The sequence below is a fragment of the Spirosoma horti genome (genome assembly GCF_054776595.1).
The window spans coordinates 63,278-81,268 of the sequence record NZ_BAAHBQ010000013.1 but is presented as its reverse complement, the minus strand read 5'-3'; the positions used below and the strand labels follow the sequence as shown (position 1 = coordinate 81,268).

The following is a 17,991-nucleotide window of genomic DNA, read 5'->3' as shown; positions in this document are numbered from 1 at the left end:
GTTAATACAAATTAGAACGTCACATTCAGACCAAATAGGAACTGACGTTGGTTTGGATAAACACCTTCGTCGATACCGAACGAGGTGCTATTCGAGAACGACTGGTTCAAACTACCGCCCGAACTGTTGTTGGTGTTGGCCGTAGTACCGATCTCGGGATCCAGACCCGAATACTTGGTAATGGTGAACAGGTTGGCCGACTGAACATAGACCCGTAGCCGTTCGATACCCAGTTTCTTCAGCGTATTGGCGGGTAACGTATAGCCAAGCTGCGCGTTCTTCGCCCGCAGGTACGAACCATTTTCTACGAAGTACGAGTTCGGTACGTTGGCCGAGCTGAATGAACCAACCGTTTCCTGGATAGGCGCTTTCGCGTCGTGGTTTTCGGGTGTCCAGGAATCATATAGGGCCGTCTGGCTCTTGGCACCCTGGAAATTGGCATTGAAGTCCGTCCACCATCTTACGTTGTTCCAGATATCGTTCCCCTGCGTGCCGTAGAAGAAGATGCTGAAATCGAACTTCTTGTAGGTAGCGCCCAGATTCAACCCATAGCTGAATTTTGGGTTTGGATTGCCCAGAAAGGTGCGGTCAGCTTCGGTGATCTGTCCGTCGCCGTTGACGTCAGCATACCGGAAACGACCCACGGCAACGTCGCTCTGATAAACGGCCGCTGTGTTTCCGGTCTTCTGTTGCGCCTGGGCATTTGCTGCGTTGATTTCCTCCTGCGAGTTCCAGAAACCGGCGGTCTTGTAGCCGAAGAACTGACCAATGGAGTGACCAACGGCGTTGCGAACAATGTAGCTCCCGTTGAACCGGCGACCTTCCTGATCGAAGTAGTCGATACCGTCTGCCAGCGAAACGATCTTGTTGTTATAGGTCGTGAACGTCAGCGTTCCGGTCAGTTTCAGATCGCTCGTCACGTTGATCGCGCTCGATGCTGCAATGTCGAGACCCTGGTTGCGCATCCGGGCCACGTTGACGGCCGGAGCCGTTCCCAAACCCGCCGTTCCGGCCAGTTCGAGCGTATAGAGCAGGTCGCGAACCTGTTTGTTGTAGTAATCAACCGTCAGGTCCAGTTTGCCTTTCCACAGGCTGGCATCAAAGCCAATGTTGGCGTTTATGTTCTTCTCCCAGCGAGCGTCGGGATTCCCGATGCGGGTGCGCTGGAAACCCAGTGAGTTCGCCGAATTCGACCCGGTTATGGCGTAATACGATGACGTACGGTCACCACCATAAGTTGTGTAGGCATTGGCCGGATCGACGTTCAACTGGTTACCCATGATCCCGTAGCCCCCCCGGATTTTCAGGTCATTCAGCCAGGTCAGTCCGCTCAGGAAGCTTTCCTGCGAAATACGCCAGCCTGCACTCACCGCCGGGAACCAGCCATACTGGTAGTTCAGGAATCGGGAGGAGCCGTCGCGTCGAATCGTTGCGCCAAAGAGATACTTGTCTTTTAGCGAGTAATCGACCCGGCCAATCAACGAGAACAGCGCATCGGCATAGCGATTGCTGTAGTTGGTTGGTGTTCCCGACCCCGTTGAGAGGTTGGTATAGTTAGGGTCGAAGGAGAAGTAACTCTGCGTGGTTCCACCAACGTTGCGTCCCTGGTTCTGATAGGCTTCTGTACCGACCAGTACTTTCAGATCGTGCGTGTTGTTGAAGTTGTGCTGATATTGTACGGTGTTGGTCCATGTCCAGTTTGCCCCGTTGAACGTGTTCTCCGTGTACGAATTGGTTGTGGTATTTTCCTGGTTCTCATACGTGGGGTACGTGAACGAATGGAAGTTACCCATGTAGATCTCACCCCCGAAGCTAGTGCGGGCCGTAAAGTCTTTCAGGAAGTCGACTTCAGCGTACATATTACCGAACAGTCGATTGTTCTGACCCCGGTTATTGGCTGTCCGCTGCTGAATGGCAACCGGGTTATTGGCATTACCCAATCCCTGGCCGTATCCACCGGCATAGTTGCCCATAATGTCATAGACCGGAATAATGCGCTGTTCCCGGAACGCCATACCAATGGCGCTACCTTCCTGTAAGGCGTTTACCCGTGGGTTATCCGACACGGAGAAGGCCAGGTTTTCGCCTACGCGGATGTTCTCCCGGATGTTATACTGGCTGTTCGACCGAATCGTGTACCGTTTCAGATACGTGTTGATCAATGTTCCCTGTTGATTGAAGTAATTGAACGAGAACAGGTAGTTGCCTTGTGGGCCGCCACCGCTCACGGCCAGGTTATGGCTCATGATCGGCGCTGATTTGAAAATCTCGTGGAACCAGTCCGTGCCGGTTTTATTAGCCCGTGTAATTCGGTTAAATGCGTTGTACTGAGAGGCATCGTTGTAGGTCGGATTGACATTGTACCGCGATGGATCGACCGACGGATCCCCTTCTTTGGCCCCCTGCGGAGCAATATAATCCGGTAAAACAGGCGTAGTGCCGCTACCATAGAGGGGATCATTGATCGCTGCGTTCGGGTTGGCATTGCGGAGGGCATTAAATTTGAGTTGGGCCGTTTCCTGCGGATCCAACAAATTCCATACGTTACCGCTCTTTGGGATCTGAACACCATAATAGGCATCGTACTGTACTTTCACTTTGCCCGTTCCGCGACGCGTTGTGATAATAATGACACCATTGGCCGCCCGCGAACCGTAGATCGACGCTGAACCGGCATCCTTCAGGACCTGCATCGAAGCCACGTCGTTCGGGTTGATGTCGTTGATGTTCTGCGTCGGTACACCATCCACGACATACAGCGGCTGGTTATTGCCGAAGGTGTTTAGCCCCCGAATCCGCACCTGTGGCGCTTCGCCCGGCTGGCCCGAACCCAGCACCGTAACCCCCGACGCCCGGCCCTGCAACTGGTTGGTAATCTGCGAGGTTGGCTGTTGTTGGAGTTCCGCTACGTTGACCACCGCCACGGCCCCGGTCAGGTCTTTTTTGCGCTGTGTACCGTAGCCAACCACGACTACCTCATTCAGCGATTTTACATCGGACGCCAGCTGGATGTCGGGTAGGGTCGTGCGGTTGTTGATCGCAACCTCCTGCGTAGTGTAACTGATGGATGAGATGACCAGCGTTCCATTACCGTCGGGTACGTTCAGGGTAAAGCGCCCATCGGCGTCCGTTGCCGTACCGACGTTGGCGGTTCCTTTGACAAGGATCGTTGCGCCCGGCAAGCCCGTCCCTTTTTCATCGAGAACCCGGCCCGTGACGGTAATTGGCGGAACGGGTTTTTCGACGTTTGGGTCAGCTGCTGCGCGTGAATTTGTTGACGAAGCATCAGCTACCCGTTTCAGAATGATCGTTTTCCCGCCCACTTCATAGTTAATGGCAGCGGGTCCTAACACGGCGTTGAGTACCTCGGACAGCCGCTCGTTGGTAAACGTGAGCGAACTGATCCGTTGTTGGGTAAAAATGCGCGGGTTATACATAAACTTCACATCGGCTTCTTTGCCAATGCGACTAATGGCCTGCTCAATGGTCAGGTTAGATAACTGAAGACTTACCCGGCGATTAAGTAGTTCCTGACCATACGTGTCATGTGCTCGTGCTATGGTAGCAAAGGCAGTCACCACGAAAAACAGGTAAAAACTGACGCGCATAATTTTGAGCAACTTTTGCTGCTTTTGTATTCTAATTGTCATACTTTTGAATTGGTTGTCGGTTTACATCGGCAATAAAAATCCCTTACCCTATCAGGGCATGCTTTTTTTCGCAGAGAGCAATTGGGAGACTAGTTCCAGAGTCAGTGATGTTGGCGCATTGCTGACTCTTTTTTTTGTATTCTAACGTGAGTGTTTTTCGGACATAGGCTGGTTTAGTGAGTTGAGTAATTTTATGGGCATCCTTTACTGGTAATTAAAATTTTTCCGTCCATTTGCTCGTGTTGAGCATCCAGCGTCTGGCAGATCATCGTCAACTTCTCGAAAAGCGGCTCATCGTCCAGTGAAGCGGTCAGGTAGCAGTTCTTCATGACCTCGGCATCAAAAACAATCTCAACACCGTAGGCTTTTTCAAGGGCGGCAAAGACCTGGGTAATGGGCGTTCCACTAAACTCGAACATGGCCTGCTGAATGGGCATGTCCAGCAGGGTTGGCGAATCGACCAGCGACCGCACCAGCCGGCTTTCATCCCGGTCGAACTGCACCCGCTGATTTGGCGTTAGCACCAGCCCGATCAACTGGCGGGATTCCTGTTTGTCAACGCGGTCGCGATCCGTGCGGGTGAAAACAGATACCCGACCCGTTTTTACCGTTACATCAACGGCTTTTTTGTCGTAAGCCCGAACCGTAAAGCTTGTTCCCAGCACTTTAGTGATCAGGTTATCTGCATAAACGAAAAAGGGTCTGTCCGGATTTTTAGCAACTTCAAAAAAAGCTTCTCCTACCAAATACACTTCCCGCTTGTTCTGGCTGGCAAACGCACTGGGGTAACTAATGCGGCTGTTCGGCTGCAACACAACAGAACTGCCGTCGGCCAACAACACTAGTTTTAGTTTAGTACCCGTGTTTACTACTTCCTTCATCGGCACCGTAGAACTGGCAACCAGCTTCTGGTAAACCGCCGTTGGTTTATCCTGACCGTTGTACCAGCCAAACCAGCTCAATAAAATTATGGCTACCGAAGCCGCTGCAATCCAGGCCATTCGACCATACGACCAAAAAGGAGTCGATTCCCGCAGGGCGGGTTCGGTATCCTGCATGATTTGTTGAATGCTCCGGTGGATAAACTCGGGTGTTGGTTCAGCCGTATCTTCGCCAATGGCCTGCAAGGTTTCACGAGCCTGAATCATGAGCATGGCTTTTTCCGGAAACAGGACCGGAAAGCGCTCCCACCACTCGGCTACCGGGGACGGTGCTTGCTCAAATACCCATGATCGGAATGATTCGTCTTCCAGAAAATCATAGAGCTCAAAATGATCAAATGATTTCATAGAAAATAACTATTTTTTGGCTGCATTACCTATATAATTAGCCAGCAAGGGCCTCATACCCTCCAATTTCGATATTTTTTGAAATAAATTAACGTATGGCTCACAGGCAGCCAGTGCGCTGATCGCTTACCAGTGTTCGCGAAGAAAATTCAGGGCTTTGTGCAGGTGGTTGGAGACGGACTGACGACTGATGGACATCACATCGGCAATGTGCTCAATGTCGAGTTCCTGAAAGTAACGCAGGTGGAGCGCTTCCTGCTGACGTTGGGGGAGGAGGTCGAACAGGGTTTTAATTTTCCGGGCCGAGAGTTGCTCGGCTTCTATGGCCACAAAGAAGTCTTCGAAGGGTTGTTCGGGAGTTACGTCCAGGGCTTCGTCTTCATCGACCCAGCCCCGGCGCTGGGTCCGCTGCAGTTCCAGCAGTATCTTGTGGCGTAGTGATTTGAGCAGGTATTTTTTAATGTTGTCGGTGCTGCTGACGTGCAGGCGACGTTCCCACAAGTACACGAACATATCGTGCAGACAATCCTGAATCAAATCAGTGTCTTTGCTGTAGCGTGTTCCAAATCGGAACAGCGATGCATAATGGACCGAAATAATCTGCTCGAATGCCTGGCGGTCACCTTTCTTGAAGCGTTCCCAAAGCGCTTCATCATTCGGCAAATTAGTTGAGAATATACTCTTCATGTTTAACGTGAGCCACTGCCTGCTCTATACGTTTAACAGTAGTTTCATCTTTGAGAATTCCACGAAAATCTGGAAATTCATCAAGAAACTATAAAACGTACTGGCTCTGCGATTGGTAAGTTGCCGGATTAAGTTACCGGCCTGTATGGGGCATCTGTACGTACGGCTAAGTGAATTTAACGCTTTATTGACTTGGCGTAACAAATCGCCAAAATATTGCTCTTTTTTTTGTCTGCACCGGTTTTTAACATGATGCAGACAAAAAGGCAGGCATTTATGTCGTGTAAATTAATGAACGATAGGCCTGTTAACAGGCTATTTGCGGTGGATCGTTGTGGCTGCCGACTGGGCTGCCGCCAGAATGGTCATGTCCGCAATCGTAACATTGGCCGGGGCTGTTACAGCATACACAATCGTATCGGCAATATCGTCGGCGGTTAGGGGCGCGTAGCCTTCATACACTTTAGCGGCTCGTTCCCTGTCACCTTTGAACCGCACGACCGAAAACTCCGTCTCAACGGCACCGGGTGCAATGTTGGTCACCTTAATGCCATGCTGGGTCAGGTCCAGGCGCATCCCCGTGCTGAGGGCTTCGACGGCTGCTTTGCTGGCGCAGTAGACCGCCCCATTAGCATAGGTCTGCTTGCCCGCTATCGAACTCAGGTTCACGATATGCCCTCGCTGGCGTTCGACCATGCCGGGTATCACCGCTTTCGATACATACAGCAACCCCTGCACATTGCCATCAATCATCTGATCCCAGTCGGCAGGGTCTCCCTCCTGAATTGGCGACAGGCCGTGGGCGTTCCCCGCATTATTGACCAGAATGTCGATGGCTTTCCAGTCATCGGGCAAGGTGCTTATTGCATCATCGACTTCGGTCCGGTTCCGCACATCGAAGGTAAGGGTTGTTACAGCGGTCTGTGCACCAAGCTGGTCGGCCACTTCGTCTAAACGGTCCTGTCGACGACCACAAAGAATCAGTCGGTAGTCGAGATCGGCAAAGGCCTTCGCTGTGGCGTAGCCAATGCCAGAGGTTGCACCGGTAATGAGAGCAATACGAGACATAGAAAGGTGAAAATAAATGATTTTACAAAGATAAACGGGTGTGGGCAGGTTTAGGGGCTATAGGATACAAATCCGTTCCTGTATGTCTCTTACGAAGAGTTTTTAATTAATAAGCCGCTCATTTATTGGGGCTTACACAACTTATTGCTGTTTAAAAAAAGTCTGTTAGTGAATTTGGTCGGGTTTTTGCACCGAATTGAATATTGTTTGATTCCGTGAATGTGAACGATATGTTTGGCCCTTAGTGGCTACATAAGTGCCTCTTTCGGGATCAATTCTTCCTCTTTTTTTAAATAATCATTACTCGTTGTTATGCTACCTGAATTCTCGGTTGTAATTCCAACTTATCAGCAGCCAGCTTTATTGCTTAAATGCCTGGATGCATTGGGTCGTCAACGGTTATCTCATGACCAGTTTGAAATCATTGTCGTCGATGAGGGGAACTCGCCTGAAACAGAAACGGCCGTTTTACTCTTTGCCAGACAAATAGCCCGCAGTGGTGCCCCAATCGAAGTGCGCTACCTGGGTCAGCCGCAACAGCGTGGCCTGGCCGCTGCCCGTAATCGGGGCTGGCGGGCGGCTCGTGGCCGAGTGATCGCGTTTACCGACGAAGACTGCCTGCCAGAGCCTACCTGGCTTTCAGCGGCTTTAACCTGTTTTCAGCGTGGGGCGCAGGTGGTGAGCGGCCAATTACGGGTACACCTCCCGAACCAGCCAACACCCCTCGATCGCACCGCTACGTTCCTGAAGCGGGCTGAGTTCATGGCGTCCAACTGCTTTTGCCGGAAATCTACGCTGGACCGCGTTGGTGGGTTTGAAGAAGCCTTCGATACGGACTGGCGGGAAGACAGTGATTTGCAATTCAAGTTTCTCCAGACTGGAATTCCCATCGCCAAGTGTCCCGAAGCCGTTGTCGTTTACCCCATTCGCCCATGCGCCTGGTATGAGTTATTACAGGATGAGCGTAACAATTGCTACGATGCGCTGCTCTACAAACGTCATCCGGATTTGTTTCGGGAGCGGATTCCAACGTACCGTCGGCAGGTGGTTGGCTATTATGCTTCCGTTGTGAGCCTCGTCCTTGGCCTGATCGGCCTGTTGAGTGGCCAGATGAACATGGCTATTATGGGCTTATGTATATGGGCTGTTCTGTCGGTAGATCGGGTGCTGCATCATTTACCCAACACGCCCCTAACCCGGCCAATTCTTAAACAGGTTATACTAACCGCTATTGCAACGCCCTTTCTGTCTGTCTACTGGCGACTGTATGGGGCCGTAAAATACAGGGTACTATATCTGTAGGCGACCAGCCTCGTCTATAATTGCGTAAAAAATACATGCTGGAACCTATTTTCCTGTGTATAAACGACACAATAAGGAACCATTAACGATTTGATTGTATTTTTGAGGGATGAAGCCAGTACTACTCAACTGGCTTCATCCTTTCATGGATCACTTGCATCAAAGTTTTAGCGTTCGGTTTTCTTATAGTGTTCTTTTTACCGAACGTCTTTTCGATTATACCAATCCGTTATTCGCCGACTTTTTTAGCCAGCAAGCCACTGCCGATACGCGAAAAAAGCTTCTGTTTATCGTTGATTCTGGCGTTGTTGATACGCACCCCGATCTATTGGACGCCATCAGGACGTACTTTGAGAAACACGCTGGTATAGTGGATCTTATCGCTGATTTTCTGATTATTCCGGGTGGTGAGATCGCCAAGAATGATCCCGATTTTGTCGAACAGATCGTTGATGCCGTAGATCGGTATGGCATAGATCGTCACTCGTATGTGGCGGCCATTGGAGGTGGATCAGTGCTCGATCTGGTTGGCTATGCAGCGGCAATTTCACACCGGGGTATTCGCCACATTCGGATTCCAACGACGGTGCTTTCGCAGAATGATTCGGGAGTGGGCGTTAAAAATGGCGTCAACTACCGGGCAAAGAAAAATTTCCTCGGCACATTTGTTCCTCCCGTTGCGGTATTCAACGACAGCCTGTTTTTAACGACACTCGATGATCGCGACTGGCGGGCAGGTATTTCTGAAGCGATCAAAGTGGCGCTCATTAAAGACAAGGCGTTTTTTGAGTGGATTGAAGCACATGCCGAGGCATTAGCCGCCCGCGACATGACGGCGATGCACTACCTCATTCATCGGTGCGCCGACATGCATTTGCAGCACATTGCGGGCGGTGATCCGTTCGAAATGGGCTCCTCCCGACCGCTTGATTTTGGCCACTGGAGCGCTCATAAGCTGGAACAGCTCACCAATTTCGAGATCCGGCACGGCGAAGCGGTGGCCATTGGTATTGCGCTCGATAGCCTGTACTCGCAGCAACTGGGCTGGCTTACCCAAACGGACACGGACCGTATTCTGACGACACTCCGCACGCTTGGCTTTGCCCTTTACCAACCCATGCTCGACGCCGACAACAGCGCCGGAGTACTGAAAGGACTCGCTGAGTTTCGCGAACATTTAGGTGGCCAACTAACCATTATGCTGCTGAAAGGCCTTGGGCAGGGTGTAGAAGTGCACGAGATGGATGCCGACCGTATTCGGCAGGCCATTGCAACCTTACGACAAACGGATTCACTAGCCTTTCAGACCTATAAAGTTTCTGAAACCTTATAGGTTTTCTTCTTATGAAAACTTCCCTCGGCCACCTCGGCTATTGCACCAATATTCATGCCGGTGAAACCTGGACGGATCATTTTACGGCGCTGCAGGAGTCTATTCCTGAATTGAAGCAGCGGCTGTCGCCGGAGGCTCCCTTTGGTATCGGGTTGCGCCTGTCGAATATAGCGAGCGAGGAGCTGGAAATCCCCGACAATCTGGTCGCCTTTCAGCATTGGTTAGCCCAGAATGACTGCTATGTGTTTACCATGAACGGCTTTCCGTTCGGAGGCTTTCATGATACCGTTGTTAAAGATCAGGTGCACGCACCCGACTGGACCACCGAAGCCAGAGTTGAGTATACCAAACGGCTGTTTCGCATTCTATCGGTTCTGTTGCCAGTCGATGAGCTGGGAAACCCCATTCAGGGGGGCGTGTCTACCTCACCGTTGACCTACCGGCTCTGGTTCGAATGGGAACAACCGGCCGCCCGCGACTATATCTTTTCCCAGACCACCCAAAATGTGCTTGAGGTTGTGGCTGACCTGGTTCGGTTGAGAAAGCAGACGGATCGGCTTATGCACCTCGATCTGGAACCCGAACCGGATGGCATTATCGAAACCGCCGACGAGTTCATTAGCTGGTTTACCGATTACCTGCTGCCGATGGGGATTGAGCAGTTAAGCGAACAATTTGGGCTGACGGACGAAGAAGCGGAGGCTGCCATTTGTGAACACGTTCGGTTGTGCTATGACGTCTGTCATTTTGCCGTGGGTTATGAACGGCCGGCGGAGGTGCTGGATAAACTCAAAAATTATGGCTTGCGCGTCGGTAAAATTCAGATTAGCGCGGCTTTAAAAGCTGAATTTCCGGAGGTAGCCAACGAACGGGAAGCGGTTTGGCAGGCGTTTGAGGAATTTAACGAACCTACGTATCTGCACCAGGTAGTGGCTCGAACGAAGGCCGGGGAACTGGTTCGCTTCCCCGATCTGCCACAAGCACTGGCCGCTTTCAACGAGACCCATGCCGAATGGCGGGCGCATTTCCACGTTCCGCTTTTTGTGTCGGATTATGGTGTGCTACAGTCCACGCAGGATGATATTCGGGAGGTGCTCCGGTTGCAGGCCGATCGGATGTTTACCAACCAGCTGGAGGTCGAAACCTATACATGGGGCGTATTGCCGGAGGATTTAAAGAAAAACCTGGTCGATTCAATTGAACGGGAAATGAAATGGGTGTCTAAATCAATGAAGAATGATGAATGATGAATGTGTTAGTCTAATATCAATCATCTTTCATTTCTGATTTATCCGTATGAGAAAGACCGTAGTACTCGACGTTGTCGGCTTGTCGTATTCGCTGATTGGCGAACACACGCCTTTTCTGAAACAATGGTTTGCCAATAAAAACCAGGCGACCATTGAGCCAATGCTCCCCGCCGTAACGACGTCGGTGCAGTCTACTTACGTAACGGGCAAATGGCCCAGCGAAACCGGTATCGTTGCCAATGGCTGGTATGACCGCACGGATTCGGAAGTGAAGTTCTGGAAACAGTCGAACAAGCTCGTAGCGGGGGAAAAGATCTGGGAGCGCGCCCGGAAACTGGACCCCAATTTTACGGTCTCGAAAATGTTCTGGTGGTACAACATGTACTCCTCCGCCGATTATTCGGCCACGCCCCGGCCGCAATATCCGTCCGACGGCATGAAGCTCCCTGATTGCTACACCCAGCCCGGCGACCTACGCGATCGACTCACGAAAGAATTGGGGACCTTTCCGCTCTTCCAGTTCTGGGGACCAGCCACAACGATCAAGAGTAGCCGCTGGATCGCCGATGCCTCGATGCTGGTCGACAAATGGCACAATCCGACGCTGACGCTGATTTATTTACCACACCTCGATTACTGCCTGCAAAAGTTCGGTCAGGATTTCTCGAAAATCAGCAATGATCTGCGGGAAATCGACGATGTATGCCGCGACCTGATTCAGTATTATGAAAAGCAGGGGGCTGAAATCATTGTGCTGTCGGAATACGGGATAACGAACGTCAGTAAACCCATTCATATCAACCGGATTCTGCGGGAAGCAGGCATGATCCGCTACCGGGAAGAGCGTGGTCTGGAACTGTTCGATGCCGGGGCTTCGCCCGCCTTCGCTACCCCCGATCACCAGATTGCCCACGTGTATATCAACGACCAAAGGGTTTTCGAAAAAGTGCGGTCATTGCTGGAAAAAACACCCGGCATTGAACTTGTGCTGGATAAAGAGCAGCAGAAGCAGTACCATATCGATCATGAACGCTCCGGCGATCTGGTGGTGGTTGCCGATGCCGATAGCTGGTTTACCTACTATTACTGGCTCGACGACGCCCGCGCCCCCGACTTTGCCCGGCTGGTGGCTATCCACCAGAAACCCGGCTACGATCCTGTCGAGATGTTTATGGACCAAACCAATCCATTAATCAAATTAAAAGCGGGGTACAAATTGGGCCGTAAACTGCTTGGGTTCCGGTATTTGATGAACGTTATTTCGCTGGATGCCACGCTCGTGAAAGGGTCGCACGGACGGATCGGGACCGCTCCCGAACACCATCCTGTGTTTGTGAGCAGCCACAACGTAGGTAAAACATTGACAGCCACTGCTGTATACGATAAAATATGGGAGACGCTATCCGTCGGAATAGTTGAAAAACAGACGAGCTAAGTTGTTGGTTATTCGGACGAAAGCACGTAATTTAACTTTATGAAAGCCTTCGTCGCCCTCATCCTGCTGGTCTCCGCCTGTACGTCGACCCGGCCCGTAGCCGTAAATGCCCCGGCCGATGGTGCTGAATACTATCAGCCTAATCAGCCGGTGTCGGCTATCATGCCCCGGCTCTATCCCGACCCACAAGGAGGGCTCGGCCATTCGCAGGACCCCGACATTCGTGTGACGGATATTCGCCTGACGGCTAGTTACACCGTGCTGTATCTGACGTTTGGCAAAAACAAAGACGACCGGAATAGCAATTATTACGGCACCAGCAACATTTCGTTCAACCCCAAAGCGGTGCTGGCTTCGGCCGGTGGTAAGCGCACTTATGCCTTGGTGAAAACGGAGGGTATCCCCATGTCTCCGGATAGCCGTGAGATCAAGAATGATGAAAAAGTTGTGTTCGTCCTCTACTTCGAGCGGTTGGATAAAGGCGTCGAATCGTTTGATTTATTCGAGTGCAAAAGCGATAATCTGAACTCATGCTTCAATGTAGCGGGCATGACCGTTCAGAATCCGCTCAATTCAGAAGCTCAGCAGAACTAGCCGTTTCCGGCGATACGTTTTTCCACCCTCATTTTACCGCCGTTCCCATAATGGCGCTGCTATTTACCCTTAAGGTGGGGAAGATTGGCGGCTTTTTCTCATCATCTACACACCGAACGGGTTAGTCAGACGTTAACCAAGTATGGTTATCATTTAGTTTTTGTTTGATTATGTCCTCTTTTGCCTCGTTTCATCGTCATTTACGCACTCCTCTTTTTATTGTTGCTGGCCTGTTTTTCAGCTTATTTGCGCTTGCTCAGGTTAACCTGACGTACCGTTTACTGACGGGTTATAGCCTCAGCCCCGATGCGCCTGTTACTAAAGGAAAGCCTACACTTTTTGTATTTGAACAGACCGAAACATTCAGCCAGGTGTTTCAGCCGACTTCAACCGGTTCAGTTCGTAAACGCGATGCGCCCAATTTTGATAAAGAAATGGCCATTGGCATCGCCCTGCCTTCGACTAAAACACCGCCAAAACTTTCTGTAAGCAAAATATTTGTGCAAGATTCTACCTTAACGGTACGCTATATACGTATAGCTGATACGGCTTCGGTGAAATCGCCTTTAGCGGAAGCTATACACCCAATGTTACTGGTTATGATTCCTAAACAGACAGTTTTGAAAACAAGACTGGTCGAAAACGGGAAAGTTGTCCAAACAATTAAAAAACGCGAAGATTAAGGATACAACTTGAAGGCTAACAAGTTGGTTGAACGATCGTTTTCTATCTGTATAAATATACTTTTATAGATAGAAAGGGTATATGTTATTATTTATAGCGAGTAACTTTGAAAAGTTTTAACGTTATACATTCAATTCAACTTATTTTATCTTAGTTTGTAACTAAAATTAAAAAGAATGAATTGAGTAATTAGCGCAGAATATTTCTGCGCTAATTCTTTTTGAGGCTTTCTTTAAAAATCAATCCGCCTTCCACAGCCGTTTGGCAATGTGCAATGTTGTCAGTCAATCCGCCTGCTTTGTATAGGGCGCTAATGCCTTCATGACCTCATTATGGTATGTTTCCAGCATGGCTATCAACTGTTTATGGCTGTAAGCTGACTCCGCGAACTGGCTTTGTAAATCTGATGTAAAATCGTTGTTGCTTAGCTGACCGTATTCTTTCGGTAATCTCGATTCAAAAAATGCCAGAAACTTACGGCTATTGGCTAGGTTGTGCTCGAGCCTGTATTTCTGTTCTTCCAGATGCGCCTTGTTCTGTTTATTTATTGTGTTCATTTTCATTCTTGCTGACAAAGAATCTGCTCTGTCTGTTCGTGCTAGTCCTATTAACAGGAGGTATAAACGGGGCAATTTGGTTCATTTTCTACCAGATGTAACGGTTAGTCTACGACTTGTTGCTACCGACCAGGCCAGGATTAAGCACCAGTCGATCTAAGGTTCACCTAATAACTTCATGTATCAAAAAAAGCCACGCCCTATACTTCTGACTTTATAATGTTACCATGGTCACTAAGTATACGGTGTTTTTAATCTAAAAAATGACTTAGCAAGAAGAACAGATAAACATGAATTAATCCAACTAAGGAAACGGGCCTGTTCATTAAAAACGCCCAAATCAGGGCTATATCATACCGTTTAGTCAATCTACAAAAAAGCATGTCTTTGTTTATTAACTTTGTTACGAACAAGAACAGGACGGAGCTTACATATATACGTTAAGCGCCGTTGAATGACTACAAGGTGATTATGAATAATGATACGTTTAGCCAGTTACTGGATGCTTACCGGCAGCAGACTATTGAGATGAATGTATCTTCCATTACCCCAAGCTCATCGGGTGCTACCTTAAGTTGGGTGCAACTGCTTCAGCGGCATGTTCAGGAATGGAAGCAGCATTATAGGCTTGAAAGCCAGGCGGTTGAGCAAGTCCGGGAGACTTATCAGCACATTCGGCGTCAGGTGGATCCGTCGAATATAATGGAACAATCGGCCATACTGGCTGCTGAATCGCAGGAATCAAAAGAAGTGTCTATGGTTTTTCAGGCAAAGCGGGACTTAATTTGGGCACGTCATCAACAGGAGTTGAGCACAAGCCGATTTGTGGCCTAACTCACGCTTTTTGAAATCCGTCGATTTTGTTTAGGTAAAGAAAATTCGTAGACTGTTCCACAAGTCTCAAAAGGGCTCTGGCTGTATAGCCAGAGCCCTTTCATTTACAGAATGCCGACCTTAGGAGTCGGCATTCTGTTTTCTAAACCATGTCGGAAGCGCCTTCACAGTCTTCCCTCAGAGCTCAATTAATTTAATAGGATACCGACGAGATCGCTTTTTAAGTGGGCGCCATACGTCAGGCAAAAAATGCTGTTTTCTGATTTTTTAACCAAAAAACGGGTAAAACCAACAGTTCATCGAAATGTCAGGCTTCATTGACTCATTATTGGTGAATCTTGTACTATAAATCGCTGACAAAAACCACCAAGCATTAAGGCATACACATACACTTATGAACCCTGCTATTTCAACCATCCGTCCTGCTTTGTCAACTGTAGTAATATCGGCTAATCAACATGGAAATAGTCGTAAGTTAGATGAGTTATTAGCCGTTAGCCAGGAGACACATTCGTGCTATTCGATGGAAGAGCCATCGACCTACTGGTTATCGGATAGAAATTGCCTGGGGGTAGATGAGAATAATTATTTAATGTATAGTCTGACACGCAAAGAAAACTGGCTGTTTGCCACCGGTTCTATTCTTGGGCTAACTGTTTTAGGATATGTTTGTAAGTGTCTGTTAATGTTTTAGTTAGTTAGACTGGCGCCAATTGATAGCGCACGTAATCAACACCAGACCGCTCGATACATAAAAACAGGCCTCTTCGATCAAGCGATGCAGAGGAGCCGCTCAGGCTCTGCCTTGACCAGATTTTTTGTGATTATAGAGAGGCCGAGGTCATTGCTCAATAACATCTTATATAGGACCAGGCCAGATTCTTATACCAGGGATCTGGTTTTGCTTTATGGGGCAGGAGGGCCCGAAAAAGAAACGTTCCGTTAACCGCTTCACTCAAGACCTCAGAGTTTCCTCTCGTTTAATTGGTAAGCCTATTTAATTCGACCTGCTCTGGTGAGTCAAACAGGCTTACGTATACGCATTGGCGGCTAGTTGGCTGTAATCGCGTGGCGTTTACTTGTTGTTAACCCCTTCGGTTGTCTTACTGAGTGATGGTCGCTTGTTTCAGTCTGTCTGAAGGAAATAAAGAACTTGAAAACCAAAACTATACTAAGACGTTACTGTACTGTAAACACTAATTTTTTCATCAATGACTGGCGAGCAAAAGCCATTTAATCAAGATAAGGCACTCCACGAGCGGTTAGATGTAAATTTTGTCTTGAAGGCAGCCCGACTGGGCGTTTGGGAATTGGACCCGGTAACGTTTATGATTCACTGGGATGAGCGCTGTCAGGAATTATACGGCATAGCTTATCAAGCTCGAATTTCTTACGACGAAGCTGTCCGTCATATTCATCCTGATGATATCGACCGAGTAAATCAGGCTGTCCAATTAGCCATGAATCCTCAGGGCAATGGGGAGTACGATGTTACCTACCGCACGATTGGCGCTAATGATGGTCGCCTGCGCTGGGTTCGTTTTATGGGCCAGGGTTACACCAATGAAGCCGGAGAACTGTTCCGATTTTCGGGTGTGGCCCAGGAGGTGACTGAGGATGCACTAGCTCACCAGCGGGTCGAGCTGAGCGAACATCGTTTCAAGAGCCTAATCCAGGAAGCTCCCTTTGCTATTGGTGTTTATACAACTCGGGAGTTCATTATTGACATGGCCAATGACGCTATGATTAAAGTGTGGGGGAAAACCCCGGCGGTCATTGGCATGAAACTGGCTGAAGCCCTACCCGAACTGGAGGGCCAGCCCTTTATTGGTTTACTTGAGCAGGTTTACGATACCAATATTCTATACCAGACAACTGAACAGGAGGTGTATCTGGTAGTAGATGGGCGCCTGCAAAGCTTTTGGTTTACGTTTACGTATCAGCCTCTGACCAACAAAGATGGAAAGGTTTACGCCATCCTGAACATGGCGGTTGACATGACCGAGCGGGTATTGGCGAATCGGAAACTGGTGAATACGGAAGAAACCCTTCGGGGCGCTATCGAACTGGCAGAGTTGGCGACCTGGAGCCTGGATATTGAAACAAACACATTCAGTTATTCAAAGCGGTTTATGGAATGGCTTGGTTTCGCCAGTGAAACCAAATCGCTGGACGAAGCCTTTAACCCGATACCGGTAGAGTACAGGGACCGGGTTGCCGACGCCATTGGCTCCGCTATTCAGCCGGGTTCATCCGGGCGTTATGAAAACGAGCATCCTATCATCAACCGGCTCACGGGTCAGGTACGGATGATCCATGCACAGGCCCAGTTGTTTTACGATGCAAAGGGCGTTCCTGTCGCGCTAAGCGGTAGTGCACAAGACGTTACTGAACAACGGAGACTTCAGCTAGCCCTGGAGCAGCAGGTCAGAGAACGTACCGAAGAATTAGAAGTAACGAATGAAGAATTAGCGGCTACAATTGAAGAACTGGCAGCCACGAACGAAGAACTAGCCGCTACCAATGAGGAACTGACAGAAGCCAATGAAGGTCTTGCCGAATCCAATCAGCATCTTACCCGTTCCAATCAGAATCTGGAGCAGTTTGCCTACATTGCCAGTCACGACTTGCAGGAGCCCCTACGCAAGATTCAGCAGTTTAGTGATCTGCTCAAAACGCGCTATGCATTCTCATCGATGGGCGATGAGCTTGTTTATCTGGAACGAATGCAGGTGGCGGCCAGCCGGATGTCACTCCTGATAAAGGACTTGCTGGCGTTTTCACGCATTTCGACCAGTCCGGCGCCAGCCGCTCGGGTACCGCTGTCGCGGGTTGTTAACGAAGTGTTGGAAAATCTGTCGGTTGCTATTGAGGAAACGAATGCTCAAATTCAGATAGATCCATTACCAACGGTATTTGGCGATGCCTCGCAGTTAGGTCAACTATTTCAGAACCTTTTCTCAAACGCGCTCAAATTCCAGCGACAGGGCGTTTCGCCCCAAATCATAGTTCGTGTGGATATCGTTCAGGTAGACGATTTGCCGCGTGGTGTAAGACCTACTCGCCAGACGGCTACCTATCATTCAATAGAGATCGCTGACAACGGCATTGGTTTTGATGAGAAGTATGCCGACCGTATTTTTCAGGTTTTTCAGCGACTGCACGGCAGGAATGAATTTGCCGGTACAGGTGTTGGGTTAGCTATCTGCCAGAAAGTAGTGACCAATCACGGAGGAGCCATCACCGCCATGAGCCAGCCTGGGTTTGGTGCAAAGTTCAGTATCTATCTGCCCATATAAGGGCGTATC

The 17,991-nt window shown here is 49.4% G+C and carries 14 protein-coding genes; 9 read left to right on the top strand and 5 right to left on the bottom strand.

Translation table 11 applies throughout. The annotated features are described in order from the left end of the window. Positions 1 to 11 precede the first annotated feature (11 nt). The 4 genes from ACYVAM_RS29860 to ACYVAM_RS29845 all read right to left on the bottom strand — a co-directional run bounded on the left by ACYVAM_RS29860 (position 12) and on the right by ACYVAM_RS29845 (position 6,694). On the bottom strand, positions 12 to 3,650 hold the full coding sequence (locus tag ACYVAM_RS29860) for a SusC/RagA family TonB-linked outer membrane protein (RefSeq protein WP_461073818.1): 3,639 nt from the start codon (positions 3,648 to 3,650) through the stop codon (positions 12 to 14). A gap of 191 nt (positions 3,651 to 3,841) precedes the next feature. Next, on the bottom strand, positions 3,842 to 4,939 hold the full coding sequence (locus ACYVAM_RS29855) for a FecR family protein (RefSeq protein WP_461073817.1): 1,098 nt from the start codon (positions 4,937 to 4,939) through the stop codon (positions 3,842 to 3,844). A gap of 126 nt (positions 4,940 to 5,065) precedes the next feature. Beyond that, entirely contained in the window at positions 5,066 to 5,626 is a 561-nt protein-coding gene (locus ACYVAM_RS29850) for an RNA polymerase sigma factor (protein ID WP_461073816.1), read from the bottom strand. 315 nt (positions 5,627 to 5,941) lie between these two features. Further along, positions 5,942 to 6,694, bottom strand: a complete 753-nt coding sequence (locus tag ACYVAM_RS29845; protein ID WP_461073815.1) for an SDR family NAD(P)-dependent oxidoreductase — start codon at positions 6,692 to 6,694, stop codon at positions 5,942 to 5,944. Between the two features lie 312 nt (positions 6,695 to 7,006). Here ACYVAM_RS29845 and ACYVAM_RS29840 point away from each other — a divergent pair, with 312 nt between their 5' ends. The 6 genes from ACYVAM_RS29840 (at position 7,007) to ACYVAM_RS29815 (ending at position 13,291) form a co-directional block, all read left to right on the top strand. Then, positions 7,007 to 7,996 carry a glycosyltransferase family 2 protein gene (locus tag ACYVAM_RS29840; protein ID WP_461073814.1) on the top strand — a complete coding sequence of 330 codons (990 nt, stop codon included), beginning with the start codon at positions 7,007 to 7,009 and terminating at the stop codon, positions 7,994 to 7,996. Between the two features lie 145 nt (positions 7,997 to 8,141). Further along, positions 8,142 to 9,329 carry a 3-dehydroquinate synthase gene (locus ACYVAM_RS29835; RefSeq protein WP_461073813.1) on the top strand — a complete coding sequence of 396 codons (1,188 nt, stop codon included), beginning with the start codon at positions 8,142 to 8,144 and terminating at the stop codon, positions 9,327 to 9,329. An 11-nt stretch (positions 9,330 to 9,340) separates the two neighbouring features. Next, entirely contained in the window at positions 9,341 to 10,576 is a 1,236-nt protein-coding gene (eboE, locus tag ACYVAM_RS29830; protein ID WP_461073812.1) for a metabolite traffic protein EboE, read from the top strand. A gap of 49 nt (positions 10,577 to 10,625) precedes the next feature. Then, positions 10,626 to 12,014 carry an alkaline phosphatase family protein gene (locus ACYVAM_RS29825; RefSeq protein WP_461073811.1) on the top strand — a complete coding sequence of 463 codons (1,389 nt, stop codon included), beginning with the start codon at positions 10,626 to 10,628 and terminating at the stop codon, positions 12,012 to 12,014. 39 nt (positions 12,015 to 12,053) lie between these two features. After that, positions 12,054 to 12,608: a hypothetical protein gene (locus ACYVAM_RS29820; protein ID WP_461073810.1), complete on the top strand. Its 555-nt coding sequence runs from the start codon at positions 12,054 to 12,056 to the stop codon at positions 12,606 to 12,608. A 170-nt stretch (positions 12,609 to 12,778) separates the two neighbouring features. Next, the gene (locus ACYVAM_RS29815) at positions 12,779 to 13,291 is read left to right on the top strand and encodes a hypothetical protein (RefSeq protein ID WP_461073809.1); all 513 of its coding nucleotides are present in this window, start codon (positions 12,779 to 12,781) and stop codon (positions 13,289 to 13,291) included. Between the two features lie 285 nt (positions 13,292 to 13,576). On the opposite strand, the gene ACYVAM_RS29810 is transcribed toward ACYVAM_RS29815, so the two are convergent. Next, positions 13,577 to 13,849 (bottom strand): hypothetical protein, encoded by a 273-nt coding sequence (locus ACYVAM_RS29810; protein WP_461073808.1) that lies wholly within the window; start codon positions 13,847 to 13,849, stop codon positions 13,577 to 13,579. Positions 13,850 to 14,320: 471 nt separating this feature from the next. Between ACYVAM_RS29810 and ACYVAM_RS29805 the strand changes: the two genes are divergently transcribed. The 3 genes from ACYVAM_RS29805 (at position 14,321) to ACYVAM_RS29795 (ending at position 17,982) form a co-directional block, all read left to right on the top strand. Continuing rightward, entirely contained in the window at positions 14,321 to 14,683 is a 363-nt protein-coding gene (locus ACYVAM_RS29805) for a hypothetical protein (protein ID WP_461073807.1), read from the top strand. A gap of 394 nt (positions 14,684 to 15,077) precedes the next feature. Continuing rightward, positions 15,078 to 15,377: a hypothetical protein gene (locus ACYVAM_RS29800; protein ID WP_461073806.1), complete on the top strand. Its 300-nt coding sequence runs from the start codon at positions 15,078 to 15,080 to the stop codon at positions 15,375 to 15,377. Positions 15,378 to 15,894: 517 nt separating this feature from the next. Further along, positions 15,895 to 17,982: a PAS domain-containing sensor histidine kinase gene (locus tag ACYVAM_RS29795; RefSeq protein ID WP_461073805.1), complete on the top strand. Its 2,088-nt coding sequence runs from the start codon at positions 15,895 to 15,897 to the stop codon at positions 17,980 to 17,982. Positions 17,983 to 17,991 lie beyond the last annotated feature (9 nt).

Bases quoted from the DNA above. Each gene is read 5' to 3' on its own strand.
- ACYVAM_RS29795 (WP_461073805.1), top strand. From the start codon at position 15,895: ATGACTGGCGAGCAAAAGCCATTTAATCAAGATAAGGCACTCCACGAG.
- ACYVAM_RS29805 (WP_461073807.1), top strand. From the start codon at position 14,321: ATGAATAATGATACGTTTAGCCAGTTACTGGATGCTTACCGGCAGCAG.
- ACYVAM_RS29820 (WP_461073810.1), top strand. From the start codon at position 12,054: ATGAAAGCCTTCGTCGCCCTCATCCTGCTGGTCTCCGCCTGTACGTCG.
- ACYVAM_RS29815 (WP_461073809.1), top strand. From the start codon at position 12,779: ATGTCCTCTTTTGCCTCGTTTCATCGTCATTTACGCACTCCTCTTTTT.
- ACYVAM_RS29860 (WP_461073818.1), bottom strand. From the start codon at position 3,650: ATGACAATTAGAATACAAAAGCAGCAAAAGTTGCTCAAAATTATGCGC.
- ACYVAM_RS29800 (WP_461073806.1), top strand. From the start codon at position 15,078: ATGAACCCTGCTATTTCAACCATCCGTCCTGCTTTGTCAACTGTAGTA.
- ACYVAM_RS29810 (WP_461073808.1), bottom strand. From the start codon at position 13,849: ATGAACACAATAAATAAACAGAACAAGGCGCATCTGGAAGAACAGAAA.
- ACYVAM_RS29845 (WP_461073815.1), bottom strand. From the start codon at position 6,694: ATGTCTCGTATTGCTCTCATTACCGGTGCAACCTCTGGCATTGGCTAC.
- eboE (WP_461073812.1), top strand. From the start codon at position 9,341: ATGAAAACTTCCCTCGGCCACCTCGGCTATTGCACCAATATTCATGCC.
- ACYVAM_RS29840 (WP_461073814.1), top strand. From the start codon at position 7,007: ATGCTACCTGAATTCTCGGTTGTAATTCCAACTTATCAGCAGCCAGCT.
- ACYVAM_RS29825 (WP_461073811.1), top strand. From the start codon at position 10,626: ATGAGAAAGACCGTAGTACTCGACGTTGTCGGCTTGTCGTATTCGCTG.
- ACYVAM_RS29835 (WP_461073813.1), top strand. From the start codon at position 8,142: ATGGATCACTTGCATCAAAGTTTTAGCGTTCGGTTTTCTTATAGTGTT.
- ACYVAM_RS29855 (WP_461073817.1), bottom strand. From the start codon at position 4,939: ATGAAATCATTTGATCATTTTGAGCTCTATGATTTTCTGGAAGACGAA.
- ACYVAM_RS29850 (WP_461073816.1), bottom strand. From the start codon at position 5,626: ATGAAGAGTATATTCTCAACTAATTTGCCGAATGATGAAGCGCTTTGG.